The sequence below is a fragment of the Salinimicrobium tongyeongense genome, assembly GCF_026109735.1.
GTDB classification, from domain to species: domain Bacteria; phylum Bacteroidota; class Bacteroidia; order Flavobacteriales; family Flavobacteriaceae; genus Salinimicrobium; species Salinimicrobium tongyeongense.
On sequence record NZ_CP069620.1, the window covers coordinates 1,749,589 to 1,765,369 of the forward strand.

Genomic DNA, 15,781 nt, shown 5'->3' on the forward strand with positions numbered 1-15,781 from the left:
TATAAATGTAAAAAATAATTGTTAAAAACACACTTTATTAATTGTTTTTAGATTAGGCGGGAATAACTTCTGCCGGAAATGAGTGGCGCCTTCAAAAAATGTTAGCCTAAAGAAACCTAAAGGCAATTCAGGTTCTTCTAAAGACCATTCAAAATTACCTCTCAAAAACGCCATTTTTGACACCTTTTTTTCAGAATAGATTCACCCTCTAAAACCGCATTTTTGACTCCCTGTAGCCAATCACATCTTGAGGCACGTTGGGTTTTGCAGGCGACTTGAACCAGCTTTTTACGCGGTTGTAATCTAGGTAATATGAAATTCGCAAAGAAAGGCTGTTTACCTGTGGCTGGTCAAAGAGGTTCTTGAAATTATTGCCAATATTGATGTGCGAGCGCTCCAGATAGCTGTCGGTCGCGTTGCGGTAGAGCAGTGTCATCTGGCTGCCGGGGGCGAACCACCAGGAAAAGCGCAGATCGAGGTTCCAGCTGTTGTAAGTGGTGTTGTATTCGTCATTTTTGGGGCCGTAAAAACTAAGGTCGCCATCGTTTTGAAGCGTGTAGAATTCGGTATAAAACACTTCGGAATAATAGTGCCTAAAAGCCAGGTTGAGCCCCATTTTATTGTTGAAGATATAATTTGCACCCAGCGAGTTCACAATGGTATTTCGATCGCGCTGCCCAAAAAGGATATCGTCATCGAGGAAATCTACAAAGCCCTCTTCTTTGTCAGACAACCGCAGGTTGGTAGACAGTCGTAGATTGAACTTATCTGAAAACCTGTACCGGGGGGCAAAATCGAAAATAAGGTCTCCGCGGCCCCGCTCATCATACTTGTACCAGTCGGCTACTGCCTCTAGCACGAGCTTCTTTCTAAAATCTGTATTGAACCACACCCACACATCGTAGTAGGGCGGAATACTAAAATACCTGCCGTCTACCCGCGGCTCGTAAATGTCGTTTGTGCCAATGGGTGTGGTCTCAAAACCGCCCCCAAAGTTGAAGAATTCGCGCGTGGTGAAGCTGCAATTAAAGTTGAGGATCCATTTGCTGTGCAGGTCGGGCTCCAGGCGCCGTTCATGAACGCTCACCCAGTTGAGGTACATATTGTTTAAAAACCCTTTGGGCTGCAAAAGCCTGCGCTGGTAAAGGCCCTGGTAACGCACAAAATTTGTGGCGCTCGAATAGCCCAGGTCGTTAATATCATAATCTTTGGTGCGTAAATTGGCGTTGAGGTCCATGCGGTTCTTTCCACTTATTTTTGACACTCCGGCCTGGGCTTCCATGCCTGCTTTGGTGCCTTCTTCCATCACCCAGCTGCCTTCTATTCCGCCAAAATAATTAAAGGTGTTGGTCTTGTTGGTGTGGTCAATGTAAAGCCCCGTGGCGTTAGCGTCCCTAAAATTACCTTCGCGGGTGGTGTTGGTATTCACCAGCGAAACCGAAGAATTGTCTCCATACCTCTGGTCGAGTACCAGGATATTGTAATTGGTAAAAGGTTCAATAAGTTGGCGGCGGGTAGTGCCGGTTTCGGTGTTTTTAACGCTCACGTAGGTTTTTTCGGTGATGGCATTGAAAAAGCCAATCCCCAGGCCGCCATCGGTCCTGCCCGAAACTTTTAAGGCGTTTATAAGATCTACGGAAGAAGGGAAATCAAGCACCTCTTCCTCTTCAGAGAGTTGAATGTCACCAAAAGGCGCACCCCCCACCCGGCGGGAGTAGAAGAGGTCTCCTTTGGTAAAGAGCTCGGTTCCTTCGGTAAAAAAAGGCCGCTGCTCGTCATACTGCACCTCAAAAGCCGAAAGGTTGAGCACAGACTCGTCGAATTTGGTTTGTCCAAAATCGGGGATCAGGATCATGTCTAGCGTAAAGGCGTCATTAATGCCATATTTCAGGTCCATTCCGCCATTAATACTGGTAGTGGTCTCCCCGTCATAATTGTTGAGGTAGGTAGAAACATACGGTTGTACCGAGAGGCGTACAGGGGTTTGAATATGCTCAATGCCGTGAATCTCGCCGTCGTAGATAGAAAAAGAACCTTTGGCATTGTCAACGGGGCTCCAGCTGTAGCGGGTACCGCTGCGTTTAAATTCCCGCTCCATTTGCAAGCCCCATTCCTGAACGGCCTTTTCGGGAAAACGCAATTCAGAGTAAGGAATAAAGATCTCGGCCGTCCATCCGCGGTCGTTTATGTCCACGCCGCTGTACCAAATGGCATTCCAGGAAGAATCTTCGTTGCCGTTGGTCATTTTTGCGTCATATTGCACGCCGGCCGCGGTGACAATGAACTGCATGCTTTGCTGGTGGTCGTTGTACCCGTTGAGCAGGATAAAAAAGAAATCGTCATTGCCTATGCCGTCGCGTTCGGTGAGTTCTTTTCTTATTTCTGAAGGTTCGGGGTCCAGCATTTGGGCAGCAAAGTAAATTCCCAGGTTGTCGTAAGCCACCTTTACGCTGGTAGCAAGGCTGTCGGGGATGGGTCGGCCGTTATTTGGGAGCCGTTCCACGAAATTTGTGGCGGTGGCAGCATTTTTCCAGGCAGCATCGTCTAACAGGCCATCAATCTTTGGCGCTTCTAAAATGCGGGAGATGTAGATCTGTTTCCTCGGAATGCTGTCTTTTTCCTGTGCAAAAGCCGAAAAGCTTAACAAGAGAAAAAGAGCTGAAAAAAGTGGTTTCATCAATGTGTTTAGTTAAAAGACATAAAAAGAGGTGATTTGTTGCAGTACAACAGAAAATTTTCTGGTTTTTTCGGTTATTTCTGAAGTTTTAGCTGAAATTCCTTTCAAAAATGCCATTTTAGAAGCGTATTTTTTCTGAAGCTTCTTCGGAAATTCAAAAGAAAAGATCTTCCGAAGAAATTGAAGAAATCCTGCTGAAGGCCGGCGGGAATTATGAAAGTCTTGGGAGCACCTGTAGCGATACTTCTTTATATTAGTTTGCAAAATGATTTTTTATGCAGCATGCTATATGTTTTGTAAGTAGCGCCAGTGCGCACTTACCCGAAGATAAAGTTGAAACCCTGCTCATGGAATGGCGGGAAAAAAATAACGCCAACAACATTAAAGGAATGCTCCTTTTTTCTGAAGGCAACTTCTTCCAGGTGCTGGAAGGGGAAAAGAACAAGGTTCTGGGGCTTTTTGAGCAGATCAGGGAAGACCCGCGGCACCACAGCATCATACAGGTGGTGGGAAAAGACCTTTCAACCGGCTCTTTTGATGATTATATCGCAGAACATTTAAAACACACCACGTTCTCAAAGCCCGAGCTGGTAAGCGAGTACTGCGAATCTGTAAAAGGTATGGACCCTCAAACCCAGAGGCATATCAAGATCATCCTTGAAACTTTTATTGACACCAGGGCTTTGTAGTATTTAATTAGCTTGCCGTGATGAAATTCAATGCAGGTTATTTTTGGGCGGCCGTTCTTCTTTTCTTTACAGAGGTTTTAATTGCTGCTTTTATAAACGATGCGGTCATTAGGCCCTACGGCGGCGACTTTCTGGTAATCATATTTTTGTATTGCCTTTTAAAGAGCTTTTTTGACATTCCTGTCAAAAATGCCATTTTTGGAGTGCTGCTTTTCGCTTTTGCTGTTGAAGCTTCACAGTATTTCAACCTTATTTTTCTGCTGAAGCTTCAGGATAACGGGATTGCTTCGGCGGTGTTGGGAAATCATGCTGAATGGCTGGATATATTTATTTACACGCTTGCGGCACTCGGCATTTATTCCGCAGAAAAATTAAAAGCAGGTTATTTGAAAGCTGAGTGAGGTTAAATCGCCAGTGCAAATAATAAAATATTTTCCGGGATATTTCAGCTGTATTTTCTTCCGAAGAAAAGCTAGAACAGCTGTATGTTGAAGAACTTTTGAAGCAGGGTAAGTATGAACATGAGCCCCAAAACTACAGGACAGATAAATTTGATCATTACATTTAAAAAGCTTTCCATAAAAGAGCCTTTGTAATTTTTTGCTCCCTGGCTTATTTCTTCAGAAAATTTGGCAGTGGTCCACCGGGTGGCGATAAATACACTAAGCAGGAAGCCTCCAAGGGGCAGCGCAATAACCGAAAATACATCCTGTACAAGGTCCATAAAGCTTTTTGAAGTGCCTTCGTAAAAAGTAAAGCTGGTTAAACTTTGAACGGCACCGTAACCCAGCATACTGGGGATGCCAATAAAAAAGATGACAAGAGCCATCAAAGAAACTGCCCTGCGGCGGGACCATTTGCGCTCGTCAATGAGATAGGCAACGGCCACCTCCAGCAGGGAGATGGTAGAGGTGAGGGCGGCGAAACACAGCAAAAGGAAAAAACTGCTTCCTATAATTTTCCCCAACACTGGCCCCATGGCCTGAAAGATTCCGGGAAGAGCCACAAATACCAGCCCCGGGCCTTCTGAAGGAGACTGCCCCTGAGAAAAAACAAGGGGGAAAATCATTAAACCTGCCAAAAATGCCACCATGGTATCTGCAATTACCACCAGGCTGGCAGAGCTTAAAATGTTTTCCTGTTTGCTGAGATAAGAGCCGTAAGTAATCAAACCGCCCATTCCCAGACTTAGGGAAAAGAAAGCCTGCCCAAGGGCAGAATAAATAGTTTCGGCATTTATAAGGCTGAAGTTGGGCAGCAAATAAAACTTCACGCCCTCTATTGCTCCCGGCAAAGTGAGCCCGTAAACTATGATTCCCAGTAACAGGAAAAAAAGAGCCGGCATCAATATTTTTGCAGAACCCTCAATCCCTTTTTTGACACCCTGCAGTACGATAACGGCAGTAATAGCCATAAACCCAAAGCTAAACCAGAGGTTATCTGAATAATCGGCTACGTATTCTCCAAAAAAGGATGAAAAATCATTTTCTTCCAATAGGTTTCCGAAGGCTGTTTCAAGAAAATAACCGAAAGCCCAGCCAGAAACCACATTGTAGAAAGAAAGGATCATGATGCCCGAAAGAATGCCGAACAGCCCTACAAGCCCCCAGGCTTTTCCGCCGTATTTTTTATAAGCCCCGTAAGGGTTCGACTTTGCACTTCGGCCCAGGGTGATCTCTCCCAGCATTACCGGAAAACCAATAAGGAAAATCCAGAAAACATAGATTATTAAAAAAGCAGCCCCTCCGTTTTGTCCTGCCACATACGGGAACTGCCAGATATTTCCCAGGCCTACTGCCGATCCTGCGGCTGCGGCTATAAAGCCTAACCTGCTTGAAAAACCACCTCTTGCTGCCATTCGGCAAAAGTAGATTATTCTTCCTAAATTTTTGAGGGAATTTTGCAGGCTTTAAAAAATAGCTCACCGTATTATGCCATTGAAGACGAGGTAAGGTGTCACCAAAAAATACCCGGGTTTTATAACCTGCTCATGGGAATAAAAAAAAGCTCCCGCGAACACGGGAGCTTATAATGGAATTTAAAAAATTGTTTAGGGCTTTACTGCTTCGGGTTTTACTTCTTCCCCCTGTTTATTGATCAATTTAACTTCATCAAAGCCCATATCTTTGAACTGCTCAAACTGGGTAGCGGCATCTCCCACCACCAGGTAAGCCATTTTTGACTCGTCAAGGTATTTTTGGGCCAGTTTTCTATGCTGCTCGAGGCTCATGTTGCGAATCACTTCCTCCTCCTGTTTTATATAATCGGCCGGAAGGTCGTAAGCACTTCTTTCCTGAAGCATGCCCAGTAGTGAGGATTGTGTTTCAAAACGGCGGGCATTAGATTTGATTAGGGCATTTTTGGTGAACTCGAGATCTTCGGGGGTGATCCCTTCCCTGTATTTGGCGATCTCATCTTTAAAAATACCTACAGATTCTCCCGTGGCATTGGTGCGCACGCTGGAAGAAGCAGTAAATGTGCCGGGGATCTTAGAACCGCTAAAGCCACTTCGGGCCCCGTAGGTATATCCCTTTTCTTCCCGTAGCACAAGGTTCACGTTACCAGAGAAAGAACCTCCCAGCTTGTAGTTCATTACCTCGGCAGGGAAGAAATCTTCACTGGTGCGCGGCAGGGCCAGGTAACCTATATTGATCACCGACTGCTTGGCACCGGGTACATCTACAAAGTAAAGGGAAGCTTTATCCCTGTTGGTCACTACTTCAAATTCAGGGATGCTAACCTCTTTAGGTTCCCAATTGTCTTTGAGGTCGGCGAGTACTTCCAGTGCCTGATCTTTTGAGATATCTCCCACAACATGGAAACGACTCACGCTAGGGGAAAAATATTTGTTGTAGTAATTTTTAAGATCCTGCATCTTAATGGCCTCTACAGATTCTACGGTACCCGAAGTTGGGTAGGCAAACGGGTGGTTCTCGCCGTAAAGGAGTCTGTCATACACCTGGCTGGCAATGACATTTGGATTTGCCTCATTTCTTTTTATGGAATTGATTGTGCTGGTTTTGATGCGGGCCAGCTCTTCCTCATCCCACCTTGGCTGAAGGAGGATCTCCTCTACCAGGTCAATGGTTGCTTCAAAATTCCTGGCAAGACTGTTTCCCCTTATCACGATAGACTCATCTGTGGTGTACATATACAGGTTAGCCCCAAGAAGGTCTATGGCCTCTTCAAGTTCGGCAGGTGTTTTATTGGCAGTACCTTCCATCATAATATCGGTCATCAGGTTTGCCACTCCGTTTTTACTGAGGTCGTCAAGTAAATGTCCGCCTTCAATCACCAGGCTAAAGTTTACCAGTGGCAATTCGTTTTGCTCAATGCCATAAACCTCCAGGTCATTTTCGAGCACCAGGTTCCATGATTCAGGCACATTTAAGCCCGGAGCCTCTCCCAGTGCCGGGGGTGTAGACCGGTCGATTTTTGAAGGCGTCTTTTCGATCGTCTTTTCTGTGGTGGTTGCAACTTCGGTCTCTACGTTTTCGGTAATTTCTTCTTCTACCACCTGGGCTTTTTCAGAATTTTCAGCAATAAGCTCGAGCTGGCCTTTAGGCACAAAGCTGGTCATCACGTAAGGCTTGTCTTTGATGTAGGTGTTATATACCCGCATCACATCTTCTTTGGTCACTTTTTTGATGTTTTCAATATCTTTTTCAATGTAACCAGGGTCCCCGGTGAATACATCATACTGTGCAAGCTGGAAAGATTTGCCCAGCACGCTGCTTATGCCATTGTAAAAGTCGGTTTCAAGCCCGGCTTTTATGCGCTCAATATCGCGCTCTGTGACTCCTTCTTTTTCAAATCGAGCAAGGGCTTTTTCAATACCGGCTTCAACACTGTCTAAATCTACCCCTGCGTTGGCAGTGACCAGGATTCGAAATTTTCCTGCAATTTGTTCAGAGCTGTTGAAGGCCACTGGTTCTGAGGCCAGTTCTTCTTCTTTTACAAGCACTTCATAAAGCGGCGCTTCTTTTCCTTCGGAAAGGATCTCTCCCAGGAAATCGAGTGCATAGGCATCGGCAGTATAATGCTCCACTGTTGGCCACACCATGTTGAGCTGAGGTGCGGTAGCAAAGTTGTCTTCGTGGTAAAGTCGTTTGGTTTCTGAAAGCTTTACATTCTGAACTTCAAGCGGGGCAACTTCCTGGCGCTTTTTGATCTCACCAAAATACTTTTTGATCATTTCTTTGGTCTCTGCCCTGTCAAAATCTCCGGCAATGACCAGGGTGGCGTTGTTGGGCCCGTAGAATTTGTCGTAGAATTCTTTCACGTCTTCTACGGTGGCATTTTGAAGGTCTTCAAGCTCCCCAATTACCTGCCAGCTGTAAGGGTGGCCGTCGGGGAAAAGGTTTTTATCAATCACCCAGCCGGTGTGCCCGTAAGGGTTGTTATCTACCCGCTGACGCTTTTCGTTCTGTACTACCTCCTGCTGGTTGGCAAATGCAGCTTCAGTTACTGTATTGATGAAATACCCCATACGGTCAGATTCGAGCCAGAGCACCATTTCAAGTGCATTTTGGGGCACTACTTCGTAGTAAACGGTTCCATCCTGCCAGGTGCCGCCATTCAATGTTCCACCCACATCCTGAATCTTTTTGAAGAACTGGTCCTGGGGAACATTTTCAGATTCCTGGAACAGCATGTGCTCAAAAAGGTGCGCAAATCCTGTGCGGCCTTTTTTCTCGCGGTTAGAACCCACGCCATACTGAATGGCCACAGAGACAATAGGATCCGATTTATCCTGGTGCAGTACCACGTTAAGGCCGTTGTCGAGTTCATATTTCTCGTACTCAATAGACAGGCCCTGGTCCTGGAGGCTGTCTGATTCCTTTCCCTGAAGGTTTTCACAGGAAGTAAAGGTTGAGGTTAACAAAGGCAACATAATGGCCATTGCGAAGAACCTTACTTTTTTCATACTTCGTTTGTTTTAGTTAAAATTTGGCTAAATAAAATGCGTGCTAAATAGTAATGTGTCTGATTTTCAGCAGTAATGTTACAAATTTTAATAAAGCGAATGCAAACAAAATCATCAAAGCTTCAAAAGCTGAGGCTGCATCTTCTATTCCTGCGAAAAAAATTTAGGGAGTTCAGAATTATTTATATTCAGAAATAAGGCTGTTCCACTCCATGGTTTTGAGGCTGCCAACCAGGATGGGGTTTATTCGGTCTAAAAGTTCAGAATTCTTTGGGAAGCTGTAACTGTAGTAATCTTTTTTGAGGCTGTTCTCCAAAACTGTAAGCTCCTCCTGCACCTCTTTTTCTTCGATATAATAGCTCAAAATAGGTTTGTCGTACACGAGTAGGTTCTTGTCATTTTCCAAAAGCGCATCTATGCCCTCACCGGCATTGGGAACTTTGTGCGAATCAATATTGTATTGATCGAGCAATTCCTGCGCACTTGAACTTCTTACGGTATATACCTCAAATCTTTCCAGATCCCGAACGCTGCCAATATCATCCTGAATATTTTGCACGGTAAGGGAGGAGGCGATACCTGCAGTAAGGGTAGAGATCATAATAATGGCCATGAACATCCAGATAAAGCCAATCACCCTACCGCCTAAAGTGCGGGGAGATTTATCACCGTACCCAACAGTGGTCATGGTAACCGCACTCCACCAAAAGCCCTGGAATATGCCCCTGGGGCCGAGTCCAAATTCTTCCTTGTTCTTTTTGTGCTCAAAGACCCACACCAGCAGTCCGAAAATAAAGATCACCCCCACCAGGATAAGGATAGCCGAGAAGAAATTCCAGCTAAAGATATTAGACAGGTATCTCCAGACGGCAGAACCACTTTTCCTGGCAATACCGGTATAGGAAATAAAATAAGGTTGAGAAAAATCCATTTTCTGCATTCTCCTGTCGGTTACTGTAATGGGGTTGATGCTTAGGTCAACCTGTCCCTGTTCTACGGCCTGTAACAGGGCTTCAAGGCTTTCATATTGCTTGAATTCATAATCGGCATCCAGCTGCCTGTTCACCAGTCTCCATGAATCTATGCTAAGGCCCGCGAAATCACTGTCTTCCTTTATCACAAAAGGAGGGGCCTCGGTGACTCCTATAACAAGTTTGCCCCCCGCGTTGAGAGAATCCTGGGCGTTGGTATTTAAAAGGCTTAAACAGAAGAAAAGGAAAAGGAAAATTTTATTCATAAGATCTAAAAAAGGACCTCAATTTATAAAATTATAAGCAAAACAGCTTTTCGCGAGAAAAAACAGGGAAGAAGGCAGAATATCCTGTAATTTTGTAAGAAAAATATTCTTTTGAAGAGGTTGGGAAATTCAGAACCTGTAATTTATATATTTGATTACCAGGAAGAAGATGGAACTTCTGATATTCAATGACAGTCAGCTTGTTTATTATTTTTAATTATTAGAATATTGTGGATATGGGTAAACGGGGAAAATACCAGATCTTACTTATTCTGTTTTCAACTCTAAGCTTCGGATTTTATCCGAACGCCATCTATGCGCAGGAGTCACATCCGCCGCCCCCAATGATGCAGAGTACCCAGGATACCACTGATAACGGATGTGGGGAGACCGATGATGAGAGTGGGACGCCGCCCCCGCCACCGGGTTTTTGCTTACCCATAAACGATTATTTACTGCCCCTGTTCCTTTCGGGGGTTGCGCTGGGTGCTTTTCAGTTATTCAGGTTAAAAAAGAAAGAAGAGGAGCTTAAGAATTTAACTGAGTAAGTCGTTTTACGTACTTTCCAATCACATCAAATTCGAGGTTTACCCTGGTTCCCTTCCCGATCATTTTGAAAGTAGTATGTTCAAAGGTGTAGGGTATGATGGCCACGCTAAAACTATTCCTGCCCGAATTCACCACGGTAAGGCTCACGCCATTCACGGTAATTGATCCTTTTTCTATGGTAATGTTCTGCAAATTAGGGTCATATTCAAAGCTGAACTCCCAGCTTCCATTCTTCTCGGCTACTTCAGTACATAGGGCTGTTTGGTCTACATGGCCCTGTACAATGTGACCGTCAAGCCTGGCGCCCAGTTTCATTCCGCGTTCCAGGTTCACCACATCTCCTTTCTTTAATTCTCCCAGGTTGGTTTTTAAAAGGGTCTCGGCAATAGCAGTTACCGTATACTCGTCTTGAGCAATATCTACTACAGTAAGACAAACGCCATTGTGAGCCACGCTTTGATCTATTTTTAATTCGGAAGTAAAGTTTGCTCTAATACTAATATCGAGGTTGTCTTCACTTTTTTTTAGTGCCGTAACCACTCCCAGTTCTTCAATGATGCCTGTAAACATTCTCCTATTATTAATTACCTTTGCAGGTATAAAATTAGTGTAAATACAGGAAATCATTATGAAATCATCCGACAAAATAAAAGTGGGAATTAGTATTGGAGATCTCAACGGGATTGGAAGTGAGATCGTGCTCAAGACTTTTGAGGATGTTAGAATGATGGAACTCTGCACCCCGGTGGTATTCGCATCGGCCAAAACGATCACCTTCATTAAGAAAAAGCTGAACATAGATATTGCTTTTCAGGGAGTTGATGATGCGGCACAGGCCATAGACAATAAATTTAATGTGGTGAATGTGTGGAAGGAGAATGTTACGGTGAACTTTGGGGAAGAGACAGAAGAGGCCGGGAAGTATGCCTTTCTTTCTTTACAGGCCGCAACAAATGCCCTAAAGAAAGGGGATATTGACATTCTTGTCACCGCGCCTATAAATAAACACAACATACAGAGTGAGGAGTTCAAATTCCCCGGCCATACAGATTACCTGGCAAAGGAACTGGAAGGCGAAAGCCTAATGTTCATGATCACCGATACCCTTAAAGTGGGGTTGTTAACAGATCATGTGGCGGTTAAAGATGTGGCCGCGGCTATCACGCCTCAGCTTATTGAAAAGAAGGTTAGGATCATTCATAAAACCCTGCAGCAGGATTTCAGGATTTCCCAGCCTAAGATAGCGGTTCTGGGGATAAATCCGCATAGTGGCGATGGCGGGGTTATTGGCAAAGAAGACGAGGAGGTCATGAAACCCACCCTCGAAAAAATAAGGAACTCCGGAAAGCTCATTTTTGGCCCCTATTCTGCCGACAGTTTCTTCGGAAGCGGTAACTACAAGAACTTTGATGCCATTATTGCTGCTTACCACGACCAGGGATTAATTCCTTTTAAAACCCTTTCCTTCGGAAGTGGTGTGAATTTTACGGCAGGCCTCAGCAAAGTGCGCACTTCGCCCGATCATGGCACGGCCTATGAAATTGCCGGTAAAAATGAAGCCGATTACCATTCATTTAAAGAGGCTGTGTTCAAAGGAATAGACATCTTTAAAAGCCGTGAGGAATATGAAGAGCTCACTCAAAACGTGCTGAGAAAACAAGGTAAAAAGATATAAACAAAAATTTGTTTATAAAGAATAGGCAATTCATTAATTTTTATATCTTTGCACCCGCCTTATCCTGAGGGGTAGGCACTTGAAACTGATGATGAAATGAGGAAACTAAAGGAGTTTACGATCCCATTTGTGGGTCTTAAACAAGGAAAACACCAGTTCGAGTACGAGATTGACAATAAGTTCTTTGAACATTTTGACTACGATGAATTTAACAGTGCCAACATCAAGGTAGATCTTCAGTTTGAGAAGAAATCTACAATGCTGGAGCTCACTTTTAAAGCATCGGGAACAGTAAACGTTTATTGTGACCTTACAAATGAACCTTATGACCAGCCAATAGAAAGTCAGCTATTCCTGGTAATCAAGTTTGGGCAGGAGTATAACGACGATAATGAGGATATTCTTATTTTGCCGCATGGTGAGTACGAGGTGAATATCCAACAGTACATTTATGAAATGCTGGTTTTGGCTGTTCCGTCAAAAAGAGTTCATCCCGGGGTGCTTGACGGCACTTTAGAGTCAGATGTACTTGAAAAACTCGACGAATTAAGTCCGCGTGAAAAAGAGACTAAAACAGAGGAGGACATAGATCCCCGCTGGGACAAATTGAAAAATTTATTAAACGATAAATAATACGCAGCCATGGCACATCCTAAGAGAAAGACCTCAAAAACGAGGAGAGATAAAAGAAGAACGCATTATAAAGCCTCTGTACCGCAAATAGCTACAGATCCTACTACAGGAGAAGCTCATTTGTACCACAGGGCACACTGGCATGAAGGTAAATTATACTACCGTGGTCAGGTGTTAATTGATAATACTGAAGAAGTAGAAGCTTAGTAAACAAGAGCTTTGAAAATATTCCAAACTCTCACATCGTGAGAGTTTTTTGTTTTAAGTTGATAAAGTGCTAAAAACACCTTAATTTGCACCGCTGTATTTAAAGTTTTATTAGTTTACTGTTTTTCAGTAATTTAACTATTTTGCAGGGGCATTAAATGCATTTTTATGAGTAAAACAACAGCAGCGATTACAGCTGTAGGCGCATATGTACCGGAATTTGTTTTGTCAAACAAGATCCTTGAGACCATGGTGGACACCAACGATGAGTGGATCACCTCAAGAACCGGCATAAAAGAGCGCCGCATCCTTAAGGATGCTGATAAGGGAACTTCCTACCTGGCCATAAAAGCCGCCCAAAACCTCATTGAGAAATCGGGAATCGATCCTGCCGAAATTGACCTCATCATCATGGCTACTGCAACGCCCGACCTTCCGGTGGCAGCAACAGGAGTTTATGTGGCCACTCAGATAGGTGCCGTAAATGCCTTTGCTTACGACCTGCAGGCAGCCTGTTCCAGCTTCCTCTACGGGATGTCTACCGCAGCAGCATACATAGAAGGTGGCAGGTACAAGAAAGTACTGGTCATTGGTGCCGATAAAATGTCTTCAATTATTGATTATACAGACAGAACTACCTGTATCATCTTTGGGGATGGCGCAGGGGCTGTGTTGTTTGAAGCCAATGAAGAAGGCCTTGGGCTACAGGATGAGATCCTTAGAAGTGATGGTGCCGGAAGAGAGTTCCTCAAGATCTCTGCCGGAGGCTCCCTTATTCCTGCTACGGCACAAACCGTGGCCGATAAGCAGCACTACGTTTTCCAGGATGGAAAAACGGTTTTCAAATTTGCCGTCACCAATATGGCCGATGTGAGCGCCAAAATCATGGAACGCAACAATCTTACAAAAGAAGATGTAGACTGGCTGGTGCCGCACCAGGCAAACCGCCGTATCATAGATGCAACTTCCAGCCGAATGGGGCTCGAAGATTCAAAAGTACTTATGAACATTCACAGGTATGGCAATACCACTTCGGCTACCTTGCCTTTACTATTGAGTGACTTCGAAAAACAGCTGAAAAAAGGGGATAATCTCGTTTTCGCTTCCTTCGGAGGTGGCTTTACATGGGGTTCCATTTACCTCAAGTGGGCTTATAATTCTTAAAAACACCCAACACTAAATAATATGGATTTAAAAGAAATTCAGAATCTGATCAAGTTTGTGGCAAAATCTGGTGCCAGCGAAGTAAAGCTGGAAATGGACGATGTAAAGATCACCATTAAAACCGGATCTGACGAAAGGGAAACCACAATCCTTCAGCAGGTACCCATGCAGGCTGCACCACAAGTGCAACAGCCGGTACAGCAGCAACAGCCTTCTGCTCCACAACCTCAGGAGACCCCTGCAACCGGGGGCGATGCAGGTGCCGCGCAGGAAGATAAAGGATATGTTACTATTAAGTCTCCCATAATAGGAACCTTCTATAGAAAACCATCTCCAGACAAAGGACCTTTTGTTGAGGTTGGAGATACTGTTAAAGTAGGCGATGTTCTTTGTGTGATCGAAGCTATGAAGCTTTTCAACGAGATTGAAAGTGAGGTTTCCGGAAAGATCGTAAAAGTACTGGTAGATGACTCATCACCGGTAGAATTTGATCAACCTCTGTTCCTGGTAGATCCGTCATAATAGCTGTAAGGAGCTACCCTAAAGCCAAAACTATACAGTATGTTTAAAAAAATATTGATTGCCAACAGGGGGGAAATTGCCTTGCGCGTTATTCGCACCTGTAGGGAAATGGGCATAAAGACCGTTGCGGTATACTCTACCGCCGATGCCGAGAGTCTGCATGTTCGTTTCGCCGATGAAGCAGTATGCATTGGCCCTCCTCCCAGTAATCTTTCCTATTTAAAGATTTCAAACATCATCGCAGCAGCCGAGATTACCAATGCCGATGCTATTCACCCGGGCTACGGTTTTCTTTCTGAAAATGCCAAATTTTCGAAGATCTGTGCAGAACACGACATCAAGTTTATTGGTGCCAGCCCCGATATGATAGACAAAATGGGAGACAAGGCCACGGCCAAAGCTACCATGAGAGCTGCCGGGGTTCCCTGTGTTCCGGGCTCTGAAGGCGTTCTCGAATCTTACGAAGAAGCCGAAAAGATCGCCGATGATATGGGCTATCCCGTTATGCTTAAAGCAACCGCCGGTGGTGGTGGTAAGGGAATGCGAGCCGTATGGAAAAAGGAAGACCTGCGCAAAGCCTGGGAATCTGCCCGGCAGGAAGCAGGAGCCGCCTTCGGCAATGACGGGATGTACATGGAAAAGCTCATTGAAGAGCCACGCCATATCGAGATCCAGATCGTGGGAGACAGCTCGGGAAAAGCCTGTCACCTGTCAGAAAGGGATTGCTCTGTACAGCGCCGCCATCAAAAACTTACCGAAGAAACCCCGTCGCCATTCATGACCGATAAACTTCGGAAGCAAATGGGGGAAGCTGCAGTTAAAGCAGCCGAGTATATCAAGTATGAAGGGGCCGGGACCGTAGAATTCCTTGTAGACAAACACAGGAACTTCTACTTCATGGAAATGAATACCCGTATCCAGGTAGAGCACCCAATCACCGAGCAGGTGATAGATTACGATCTTATAAGGGAACAGATACTAGTGGCAGCCGGGGTGCCAATCTCGGGTAAGAACTATGAGCCACAGCTGCATTCCATTGAGTGCCGAATCAATGCTGAAGACCCATACCACGATTTTAGGCCTTCTCCAGGAAAGATCACCAACCTGCATGCGCCCGGGGGCATGGGGTGAGAATAGATACCCACGTTTACAGTGGATATGTTATTCCGCCTAACTATGATTCCATGATTGCCAAGCTTATTACCACGGCTCAAACCCGTGAAGAAGCGATAAGCAAAATGAAACGTGCGCTAGACGAGTTTGTGATTGAAGGGGTAAAAACTACCATTCCTTTCCACAGGCAGTTAATGGATGAACCGGATTATGTTTCGGGGAATTACACTACCAAGTTCATGGAAAGCTTTAAGATGAAGCCCATAGAATAGCCGCAAAAAATATTTGTATCTAAGATATTAGGCCTCACAGGTTTTCAAAACCTGTGAGGCCTTTTTTATTTATGGGCTTGAATCCCGATCCTTGGAGGGCAGCAGTCTTTTTTTAT

General features: G+C 44.7%; 13 protein-coding genes and 1 pseudogene. 9 read left to right on the forward strand and 5 right to left on the reverse strand.

Features of this window, described 5'->3' with window-relative positions; all coding sequences use genetic code 11:
• Positions 1–208 precede the first annotated feature (208 nt).
• A complete protein-coding gene (locus JRG66_RS07735; RefSeq protein ID WP_265165377.1) occupies positions 209–2,677 on the reverse strand; it encodes a DUF5916 domain-containing protein in 2,469 nt (822 codons plus the stop codon).
• A gap of 275 nt (positions 2,678–2,952) precedes the next feature.
• Here JRG66_RS07735 and JRG66_RS07740 point away from each other — a divergent pair, with 275 nt between their 5' ends.
• Both JRG66_RS07740 and JRG66_RS07745 read left to right on the forward strand, forming a co-directional pair.
• Positions 2,953–3,366, forward strand: a complete 414-nt coding sequence (locus JRG66_RS07740) for a BLUF domain-containing protein (RefSeq protein ID WP_265165378.1) — start codon at positions 2,953–2,955, stop codon at positions 3,364–3,366.
• 20 nt (positions 3,367–3,386) lie between these two features.
• Positions 3,387–3,767, forward strand: a complete 381-nt coding sequence (locus JRG66_RS07745; RefSeq protein ID WP_265165419.1) for a ribosomal maturation YjgA family protein — start codon at positions 3,387–3,389, stop codon at positions 3,765–3,767.
• A 71-nt stretch (positions 3,768–3,838) separates the two neighbouring features.
• Here JRG66_RS07745 and JRG66_RS07750 read toward each other — a convergent pair whose 3' ends face one another.
• From JRG66_RS07750 to JRG66_RS07760, 3 genes are all read right to left on the reverse strand, one after another.
• A complete protein-coding gene (locus JRG66_RS07750; protein ID WP_265165379.1) occupies positions 3,839–5,224 on the reverse strand; it encodes a sodium-dependent transporter in 1,386 nt (461 codons plus the stop codon).
• Between the two features lie 192 nt (positions 5,225–5,416).
• Entirely contained in the window at positions 5,417–8,293 is a 2,877-nt protein-coding gene (locus JRG66_RS07755) for a M16 family metallopeptidase (RefSeq protein WP_265162199.1), read from the reverse strand.
• A gap of 178 nt (positions 8,294–8,471) precedes the next feature.
• The gene (locus JRG66_RS07760; protein WP_265162200.1) at positions 8,472–9,530 is read right to left on the reverse strand and encodes a transporter substrate-binding domain-containing protein; all 1,059 of its coding nucleotides are present in this window, start codon (positions 9,528–9,530) and stop codon (positions 8,472–8,474) included.
• Between the two features lie 236 nt (positions 9,531–9,766).
• On the opposite strand from JRG66_RS07760, the gene JRG66_RS07765 reads away from it, so the two are divergent.
• Positions 9,767–10,078, forward strand: a complete 312-nt coding sequence (locus JRG66_RS07765) for a hypothetical protein (protein WP_265162201.1) — start codon at positions 9,767–9,769, stop codon at positions 10,076–10,078.
• On the opposite strand, the gene JRG66_RS07770 is transcribed toward JRG66_RS07765, so the two are convergent.
• On the reverse strand, positions 10,059–10,649 hold the full coding sequence (locus tag JRG66_RS07770) for a riboflavin synthase (RefSeq protein WP_265162202.1): 591 nt from the start codon (positions 10,647–10,649) through the stop codon (positions 10,059–10,061). The genes JRG66_RS07765 and JRG66_RS07770 overlap by 20 nt on opposite strands.
• Before the next feature lie 58 nt (positions 10,650–10,707).
• Here JRG66_RS07770 and pdxA point away from each other — a divergent pair, with 58 nt between their 5' ends.
• From pdxA to accC, 6 genes and pseudogenes are all read left to right on the forward strand, one after another.
• Positions 10,708–11,754, forward strand: coding sequence for a 4-hydroxythreonine-4-phosphate dehydrogenase PdxA (pdxA, locus tag JRG66_RS07775; protein WP_265162203.1), 1,047 nt, complete (start codon positions 10,708–10,710; stop codon positions 11,752–11,754).
• 96 nt (positions 11,755–11,850) lie between these two features.
• Positions 11,851–12,387 (forward strand): YceD family protein, encoded by a 537-nt coding sequence (locus tag JRG66_RS07780; RefSeq protein WP_265162204.1) that lies wholly within the window; start codon positions 11,851–11,853, stop codon positions 12,385–12,387.
• Between the two features lie 9 nt (positions 12,388–12,396).
• On the forward strand, positions 12,397–12,594 hold the full coding sequence (gene rpmF, locus JRG66_RS07785) for a 50S ribosomal protein L32 (RefSeq protein ID WP_006988996.1): 198 nt from the start codon (positions 12,397–12,399) through the stop codon (positions 12,592–12,594).
• Between the two features lie 168 nt (positions 12,595–12,762).
• Complete coding sequence (locus JRG66_RS07790) at positions 12,763–13,758, forward strand: beta-ketoacyl-ACP synthase III (RefSeq protein WP_265162205.1); 996 nt, start codon at positions 12,763–12,765, stop codon at positions 13,756–13,758.
• A 21-nt stretch (positions 13,759–13,779) separates the two neighbouring features.
• Positions 13,780–14,280 (forward strand): acetyl-CoA carboxylase biotin carboxyl carrier protein, encoded by a 501-nt coding sequence (gene accB / locus JRG66_RS07795; protein WP_265162206.1) that lies wholly within the window; start codon positions 13,780–13,782, stop codon positions 14,278–14,280.
• Positions 14,281–14,319: 39 nt separating this feature from the next.
• Positions 14,320–15,665 (forward strand): annotated as a pseudogene (gene accC, locus JRG66_RS07800) (acetyl-CoA carboxylase biotin carboxylase subunit).
• Positions 15,666–15,781 lie beyond the last annotated feature (116 nt).

Coding starts and splice junctions, on each gene's coding strand:
- JRG66_RS07765 (WP_265162201.1), top strand. CDS start 9,767: ATGGGTAAACGGGGAAAATACCAGATCTTACTTATTCTGTTTTCAACT.
- JRG66_RS07735 (WP_265165377.1), bottom strand. CDS start 2,677: ATGAAACCACTTTTTTCAGCTCTTTTTCTCTTGTTAAGCTTTTCGGCT.
- JRG66_RS07740 (WP_265165378.1), top strand. CDS start 2,953: ATGCAGCATGCTATATGTTTTGTAAGTAGCGCCAGTGCGCACTTACCC.
- JRG66_RS07745 (WP_265165419.1), top strand. CDS start 3,387: ATGAAATTCAATGCAGGTTATTTTTGGGCGGCCGTTCTTCTTTTCTTT.
- accB (WP_265162206.1), top strand. CDS start 13,780: ATGGATTTAAAAGAAATTCAGAATCTGATCAAGTTTGTGGCAAAATCT.
- JRG66_RS07770 (WP_265162202.1), bottom strand. CDS start 10,649: ATGTTTACAGGCATCATTGAAGAACTGGGAGTGGTTACGGCACTAAAA.
- JRG66_RS07750 (WP_265165379.1), bottom strand. CDS start 5,224: ATGGCAGCAAGAGGTGGTTTTTCAAGCAGGTTAGGCTTTATAGCCGCA.
- JRG66_RS07790 (WP_265162205.1), top strand. CDS start 12,763: ATGAGTAAAACAACAGCAGCGATTACAGCTGTAGGCGCATATGTACCG.
- JRG66_RS07755 (WP_265162199.1), bottom strand. CDS start 8,293: ATGAAAAAAGTAAGGTTCTTCGCAATGGCCATTATGTTGCCTTTGTTA.
- pdxA (WP_265162203.1), top strand. CDS start 10,708: ATGAAATCATCCGACAAAATAAAAGTGGGAATTAGTATTGGAGATCTC.
- JRG66_RS07760 (WP_265162200.1), bottom strand. CDS start 9,530: ATGAATAAAATTTTCCTTTTCCTTTTCTTCTGTTTAAGCCTTTTAAAT.
- rpmF (WP_006988996.1), top strand. CDS start 12,397: ATGGCACATCCTAAGAGAAAGACCTCAAAAACGAGGAGAGATAAAAGA.
- JRG66_RS07780 (WP_265162204.1), top strand. CDS start 11,851: ATGAGGAAACTAAAGGAGTTTACGATCCCATTTGTGGGTCTTAAACAA.